A 7536-nucleotide genomic window follows, 5' to 3' on the forward strand; every position below is an offset into this window, starting at 1 on the left:
GGCCGGGGGAGGCCGTCCAGGCCGGACGGCTGGCGGAGGCGAGCGGTGGTGGCGAGGGCCACGCGCTGCAGTCGCAGGTGTCGCGGTTGCGGTCGGTGCTGCGGTCGGTGCTGGGGCCGGTGATCGAGCGGTCCGATGGCGGTTATCGAATCCTGGTGGAGCCCGCGGACGTGGACGCCTGCCGGTTCGAGCGGCTCGCCGATGAGGGGCGGGCCGCGCTGCGTGCGGGAGATGCGCGGCGGGCGGCGGCGCTTCTGCGGGAGGCGCTCGGGCTGTGGCGCGGGCCCGCGCTCGCCGATCTGGGCGGCGGCGAGGGGATCCGGCTGGACGAGCGGCGGCTCGCTGCCCTCGAAGACCGCATCGAGGCCGAGTTGCGGCTCGGCGGCGAAGTCGTCCCCGAGCTGCGTGAGCTGGTCGGACGGCATCCGCTGCGAGAGCGGCTCGCGGCGCTGTACATCCGGGCGCTGCGGGACGGTGGGCGCCGGGCTGAGGCGCTGGCGGCCTTCGAGGAGACGAGGCGGCGTCTGGCGGACGAGTTGGGCACCGACCCTTCGTCCGAGCTGACCACGCTCCATGAAGAACTGCTCCGAGCCGACGTTCTTGCGGCTGCCGGGCCACCCGCGCAGCTGACGAGTTTCGTGGGACGGGACGGCGACGTGGCCGGTGTCGCCGAACTCCTCGACGCGTCCAGACTGGTCACGCTTGTCGGGCCCGGCGGGGTGGGGAAGACTCGGCTGGCCGTCGAGGTCGCCGGTCGTGTGCATGGAGACGTGTGTTTCGTCGAGCTCGCGCCGCTGCGGGACGCGGCCGTCCTGCCGCAGACACTGCTCGGTGCGCTCGGGCTTCGGGAGAGCCGGCTGGGCGGCCTGGCGATCGAGCGGCTCATCGCCGCGCTGTCCGGGCGGACGCTTCTGCTCGTCCTCGACAACTGCGAGCACCTCGTCGACGCCGTCGCCTCCCTGGCTGGACGACTGCTCGCAGCCTGCCCTGACCTGCGCGTCCTGGCTACGAGCCGCGAGTCGCTCACCATCACCGGTGAAGCGCTGTGGCCCGTCCGTCCGCTGGAAGGAGGCGCGGCCGGGCGGCTGTTCACCGACCGGGCGGCCGCCGTGCGGCGCGACTTCGCGGCTGGCCCCGAGGTCGTCCAGCGGATCTGCGACGCGCTCGACAACCTGCCTCTCGCGATCGAGTTGGCCGCCGCGCGGCTGCGCACGATGGACATCGCCGATCTCGCGTCCCGGCTGGACGACCGGCTCGGCATCCCCACGCGCGGCAGCCGCACCGCGGACGAGCGGCACCGCACCCTGCGCGCGGTCGTCGCGTGGAGCTGGGACCTGCTGGACGACGCCGAACGGCGGACCGCCGGGCGTTTCACTGTTTTCGCGGGCGGTGCGCCGGTCACCTCGGCTCGGCAGGTGTGCGGCGGCGAAGTGCTGGAGTCGCTCGTCGACAAGTCGCTGCTGGACCTGTCGGACGGTCGCTACCGGATGCTGGAGACGGTGCGCGCGTACGGGGCGGAGCGGCTCGATGCGGCCGATGATGTCCGGCGCGTCCATGCGCGGCATTTCCTGGAACTGGCGCAGGCCGCCGATCCGCATCTGCGGCGGGCCGAGCAACTGGAATGGCTGCCGGTTCTGGCCGCCGAGCACGACAATCTGCTGGTCGCGTTGCGCTGGGCGGTCGAGGCGAAGGACGTGGAAGTCGCGCTGCGGCTGTTCGCGTCCATGTCGAATTACCTGTGGGTTCGTGGCCTGACCGGCTCGGTCGCCGCCCAGGCCGCGAAGCTCCTCGACGTCATCGAGGCCCCGCCGGACGGGCTCGGCGAAGAGTACGTAACCTGCGTGCTGCTGGCCGCGTCCGACACCTGGCAGCGGTATCGCGATGCGGCCCAAGCCGTGCTGACGACGACGCCGGGCCGCTACCCGTTCGTCCGTTTCCTGTGGCTGATGCGGAACGTGGACGGCCCCGGCGCCCGGGACGCGTACGCACTGGTCACCGCGCACCGAAACGGCCCGGACCCCTGGGCCCGCGCCGCCGCCCGGTTCGTCGCTGGCTTTCCGGAGCTCGCCGACGGCGACACCGCGGCGGCCGGACGGGAGTTCGGCGCGTCCGTCCGCGAGTTCCGTGCGCTCGGCGACCGGTGGGGCACGTCCATGGCGCTGGACGCACTCGCCGGACTGGCGCACCAGGACGGCGACGACGCGCGGGCCATCGAGCTGACGGACGAGGCGCTCGCCCTCACCGAGCGGCTCGGCGCCTTGGAGGACAGCGCAGACCTCCTCGTTAACCGGGGCGACTACCAGGCCGGATCCGACGCGGCCCGCGCCGACTACGAGCGCGCGGCCGGTCTCGCCCGCCGCGCCGGCAGCCCCACCTACCTGGCGGCCGCACTCCGCGGACTCGGCGACATCGCTCTCCGCGCAGGCGACCTGGACGAGGCGGAACGCCTTTACAGCGACGCCCTCGGACGATTCGACGCGCACTGGGTGAAGAGCGCCGGGAACCGGGTCGGCGCCCTGATCGGCCTAGGCCGGATCGCCGCCGCCCGCGGTGACCGTGACGTGGCCAAGCACAGGTACCGGCAGGCCATCGAGTCGGCGGCCATGATCGGCGCGCTCGCCGAGGCCGCCCGCGGCGTCGAGGCCCTCGCCGAGTCGTCCGATGAAAATGAGCGGCGCGGCCTCCTCGATGCCGCCGCGGCCCTGCGCGGCGTCGCGTGCCCTACGACCAGGGCGGACGCCCTGCGCCTTGCCGGTCTCCCAGAAGCAGCCATCGCGGCGGTAATCGCACGCTGAGCGATCGGCCGAAGCTGGGCGGCGCGCTTTGCCAGGTGCCGGAGTCGGTGGTCGCGGTGGTGAGGGTTTGGTGAGCGCCGCGCGCAAGGCTCAGCGGCATGAACATCTTGATCTCCGGGGCGTCCATCGCGGGGCCCGCGCTCGCCTACTGGCTGCACCGATACGGCTTCACCCCCACCATTGTGGAAAAGGCGCCGGACATGCGGGATGGCGGTTACGCGGTCGATTTCCGAGGTGAGGCGCACCTGTCCGTCCTGCGCCAGATGGGGATCCTGGACGACGTCCAACGCGCCCGCACCGGCATGGGTGCGATGGCGTACGTGAACAGGAACGGCAAGGTGCAGGCGCGGATGCCCGCCGACCTGTTCGCCGGTGATGTGGAAATCCTGCGCGGCGACCTCGCGAGGATTCTGTACGACGCCACCAAGGGAAACACCGAATACATCTTCGGTGACTCCATCACGTCCCTCGCCGAGGACGGCGACGGGGTGACGGTCACCTTCGAACGCTGCGAACCGCGGCGGTTCGACCTGGTCATCGGCGCGGACGGGCTGCACTCCAACGTCCGCCGCCTGGCGTTCGGGATTGAAGCCGCCATCCGGCACCTGGGCGTCTACTGCGCGATCTTCACGACCGTGAACCACCTCGGCCTCGACCACACCGGGCACGCCTTCCGCACCGGCGGGAAGCTCGTCGCGATGTACAGCGCCCGGCACAACACCGAGGCCAAGGCCGTCTTCTACTTCGGCTCGCCGCTGCTGGACCTCGACCGCCACAACGTCGCGCGCCAGCAGGAGATTCTCGTCGAGCAGTTCGCGGGGAACGGCTGGGAGAGCGACCGGTTGCTCGCCGCCATGCCGGACGCGTCCGACTTCTACTTCGACTCCGTCGGCCAGGTCCGCATGGACGGCTGGTCGCGCGGACGCGTCGCCCTCCTCGGTGACGCCGCCTGGAGCCCGTCCTCACTGTCGGGCATGGGGACGGGCCTCGCGGTCGTCGGCGCCTACGTCCTCGCAGGGGAACTGGCCGCCGCGCAAGGCGACCACCGTCGCGCCTACGTGCGTTATGAGGACGTCCTACGCGAATACGTCGCCGGCTGCCAGAAGATGGGGGACGGCGTGGCCAAGCTGATGATTCCGCAGAACCGTGCCGTCATCGCGCTGCTCAACCGCTACTACGCGCTGATCCCCTACCTGCCGGGCAAGGGGATGGTCGCCAAGATGGCCCGCAAGACGGCCGAGGCGATCCAATTGCCCGACTACGGAGGGGCCTTCCCGGTCTAGGCCGGCGCGGTTACGCTGCTACTGGCGTCCATGCCGGTCGTATGCGCCTTGCTCTGGGAGGGTCCCGTCCGCGGGACCTGTTCGGCTCCTGCACCGGCTCCTCTGTGTCCCGTTCTGCTGAGGAGTCGTCCCCGTGAAGTTCACCTCCAAGCACAGGCGATGGTCCGCCGCGCTGGCCTCCGCCACCACAGCGCTCGTCGTGTCGCTCGGCGCGCTGGTCGCGATGCCTGCGCCGTCGTCCGCCCAGCCCGCGTCCCTGACCGCCTGCGCGTATTCGGCGTGGACGGAGGGCGCCTCGTACAAGGCCGGCGACAAGGTCGCCTACAGCGGCCGCGGCTACGAGGCGCTCGTCGCCCACACCGCCTACCAGGGCGCCGGTTGGAACCCCGCCTCCACGCCGACGCTGTGGCGCGACCTTGGCGCCTGCGACGGATCCACCCCGCCGACCACACCCCCGCCGACCACACCTCCGCCGGACACCAAGGACGAGACCTGCGCCGTGAAGTCCAAGCCCGCCGGCAAGGTGCTGCAGGGCTACTGGGAGAACTGGGACGGCGCGTCCAACGGCGTCCACCCGCCGTTCGGCTGGACGCCGATCGGTGACCCCGCCATCAAGCAGCACGGCTACAACGTGATCAACGCGGCGTTCCCCGTCATCCGCTCGGACGGCACTGTCCTGTGGGAGGACGGCATGGACTCGACCGTCAAGGTCGCCACTCCCGCCGAGATGTGCGCCGCGAAGGCCGCCGGTGCGACCATCCTGATGTCGATCGGCGGTGCGACCGCGGGCATCGACCTCAGTTCCAGCACCGTCGCCGACCGGTTCGTCGAAACGGTCGTGCCGATTCTGAAGAAGTACAACTTCGACGGCATCGACATCGACATCGAGACGGGCCTGACGGGCAGCGGGAACATCGGCCGGCTGTCCGCGTCGCAGGCCAACCTGATCCGCATCATCGACGGCGTGCTCGGCCAGATGCCGGCCAACTTCGGGCTCACGATGGCGCCGGAGACCGCCTACGTGACCGGCGGCAGCGTCACCTACGGGTCCATCTGGGGCGCCTACCTGCCGATCGTCAAGAAGTACGCCGACAACGGCCGCCTCTGGTGGCTCAACATGCAGTACTACAACGGCAGCATGTACGGCTGCTCGGGTGACTCCTACTCCGCCGGGACGGTCGAGGGCTTCGTCAAGCAGACCGAATGCCTGAACAACGGCCTGACCATTCAGGGCACCACCATCCGGGTGCCGTACGACAAGCAGGTCCCGGGCCTTCCCGCACAATCGGGCGCGGGCGGCGGCTACATGTCGCCGAGCCTGGTCGGCCAAGCGTGGAACCATTTCAACGGCCAGTTGAAGGGCCTCATGACGTGGTCCATCAACTGGGACGGTTCGAAGGGCTGGACGTTCGGCGACAACGCCCGCAGCCTCCAGGGCCGCTGACCCTCAAGCCGCGGGGCGGGCCCGGAGCCCGTCCCGCGGCTTGACCTTGACGCCGGTGTCAGGGGATAGCGTCGCAATCGGCCACGGAAGCGAGGATGGCGAGGAGGGCCGGATGCGCATCGGGGAACTGGCCGCACGCGCGGGCACCAGCACCCGCACGCTGCGCTACTACGAGCAGCAGGGCCTGCTGCCGGCGCGGCGGGCGGCGAACGGCTACCGCGAGTACGAGGAGTCGGACGTGCGGCTCGTCGCCGAGATCCGCTCGCTGCTCGCGGCCGGTTTCACGCTGGACGACACCCGCCCGTTCGTCGACTGCCTGCGCGCCGGCCACGCCGACGGCGCGGCCTGCCCCGAATCGGTCGCCGTCTACCAGCGCAAACTGGCCGAGATCGACGCCGAGATCCGCGCCCTCATCCGCCGCCGCGCCGACGTCGCCGGCCAGCTGACCCGCGCCTGCCCCGGCTGCGCGCTATTCCCGGAGGGGACCGATGATCACACTGACGAGCGAGAACTTCGACGCCGAGGTGCTCCGCGCCGGGAAGCCGGTACTGGTCGAATTCTGGGCGGACTGGTGCCCGCCCTGCAAGATGATCGCGCCGATCCTTGAGCAGATCGAGGCCGAGCACGGCGACCGCCTGACCGTCGCCAAGATCAACGGTGACGACCATCCCGAGATCGTGTCCCGCTACGGCGTGATGGGCTTTCCCACCCTCAACCTCTACCGCGACGGCGAGGTCGTCCGGCAGATCATCGGTGCCAAGCCCAAGCGCGCCCTCCTCGCAGACCTCGACGGCCACTTCTGACCCGCCCGCACGGGCGGCGGAGTCGATCTATCCTTGAGGTCGGTTGTGCTGCGGTCGGGAGGGGTTTCGTGCGGACGCTGTTGAACGTCCTGTGGCTGGTGCTCGCGGGGTTCTGGATGGCGCTGGGCTACATAGCCGCCGGCGTCGTCTGCTGCATCCTCATCATCACGATCCCCTTCGGTATCGCCGCGTTCCGCATCGCGGTGTTCGCGCTGTGGCCGTTCGGCCGGACGGCGGTCCCGAAGCGGGGCGCGGGCGTCGCCTCGCTGGTGGGCAACGTCATCTGGATCATCGTCGCCGGATGGTGGCTGGCCCTCGGGCACCTGGTCACCGGCGTGCTGCTGTGCATCACGATCATCGGCATCCCGTTCGGCATCGCCAACTTCAAGCTGATCCCGATCTCGCTGACGCCGCTCGGCCACGAGATCGTCCCGTCGGACGGCTCCTCAGCCTTCTGACGACAGGACCGCGCGGAGGCGGTCGACGCCGGCCCGCCACTCCGCGAGGCTGCCGGCGTCGGCCCACAGGTCCGCGAGCTCGGAGCCGGGGCCGGTGACGCGGTCGAGGGCTTGGACGGCGAGCGGCCGCAGGTCCGCAGGCAGGGGGGACAGCGGCTTCTCGGGCCCGTAGACCGGGTCGCACGGCTCGCCGTCCGGGCATTGGGACGCGACGATCGCGGCGGCGGCGACCGCGATGTCGCCGACGTGGCCGTCGAGGCTCTCCTCCCGCATCGCCGCTTCCAGCGCCTGGCGGATCAGCGCCGGTCGTTCGGGCGCCGGCGTGTCGTCGAGGTCGCCCGTGAAATCCGCGGCGTGGTCGTTGTCGAACGGCCCTACGTCCCAGGTCCCCATCGGCCCTGCCCTCCTCGGTCGACGGCAACGTACCGGCCGCCACCGACAGAGTTCAGCGTGCTTCTAGCGAGACATCCCAATCCTTCAGGGCTGGAAGGAATCGCTTCCCCAAGTACGCGGCGCGTCAGTGCCGCCGGGCCGGGTTCCGGACCCGCTTTGAAGTGTAATGATATGGTCACGTACTGTGAAGCTGGTGGTGCAGGTGAAGCTGCTGCCGACGCCTCAGCAGGCGGCGGCGCTGACCGACACCCTGCACCGAGTCAACACCGCCGCTAACCAGGTCTCGGCCGTGGCCTTCCGGCAGTTCGGGCTCCGCGGCCGCGAAACGCCCCTGCGGACGCTGTGCTACGGCGATCTCAA

General features: G+C 70.7%; 7 protein-coding genes. 6 read left to right on the forward strand and 1 reads right to left on the reverse strand.

Going from position 1 to position 7536, the window contains the following annotated elements:
- The 6 genes from E1293_RS41785 to E1293_RS41810 form a co-directional block, all read left to right on the forward strand.
- Positions 1-2795: ATP-binding protein (locus E1293_RS41785; RefSeq protein ID WP_132204838.1), on the forward strand; the 2795-nt coding region annotated here is incomplete at its 5' end.
- A 98-nt stretch (positions 2796-2893) separates the two neighbouring features.
- The gene (locus tag E1293_RS41790) at positions 2894-4078 is read left to right on the forward strand and encodes an FAD-dependent monooxygenase (protein WP_132204840.1); all 1185 of its coding nucleotides are present in this window, start codon (positions 2894-2896) and stop codon (positions 4076-4078) included.
- 133 nt (positions 4079-4211) lie between these two features.
- Complete coding sequence (locus E1293_RS41795) at positions 4212-5522, forward strand: carbohydrate-binding protein (protein WP_243717362.1); 1311 nt, start codon at positions 4212-4214, stop codon at positions 5520-5522.
- 112 nt (positions 5523-5634) lie between these two features.
- A complete protein-coding gene (locus tag E1293_RS41800) occupies positions 5635-6129 on the forward strand; it encodes a MerR family transcriptional regulator (protein ID WP_132204842.1) in 495 nt (164 codons plus the stop codon).
- Positions 6011-6325: a thioredoxin gene (trxA, locus tag E1293_RS41805; protein ID WP_132204844.1), complete on the forward strand. Its 315-nt coding sequence runs from the start codon at positions 6011-6013 to the stop codon at positions 6323-6325. The genes E1293_RS41800 and trxA overlap by 119 nt, the downstream gene beginning before the upstream one ends.
- 68 nt (positions 6326-6393) lie before the next feature.
- On the forward strand, positions 6394-6783 hold the full coding sequence (locus tag E1293_RS41810) for a YccF domain-containing protein (RefSeq protein WP_132204846.1): 390 nt from the start codon (positions 6394-6396) through the stop codon (positions 6781-6783).
- Here the strand turns inward: E1293_RS41810 and E1293_RS41815 are convergent.
- Complete coding sequence (locus E1293_RS41815) at positions 6772-7176, reverse strand: DUF4259 domain-containing protein (protein ID WP_132204848.1); 405 nt, start codon at positions 7174-7176, stop codon at positions 6772-6774. The two genes, E1293_RS41810 and E1293_RS41815, sit on opposite strands and share 12 nt — an antisense overlap.
- Positions 7177-7536 lie beyond the last annotated feature (360 nt).

It is taken from the genome of Actinomadura darangshiensis, assembly GCF_004349235.1.
GTDB classification, from domain to species: domain Bacteria; phylum Actinomycetota; class Actinomycetes; order Streptosporangiales; family Streptosporangiaceae; genus Spirillospora; species Spirillospora darangshiensis.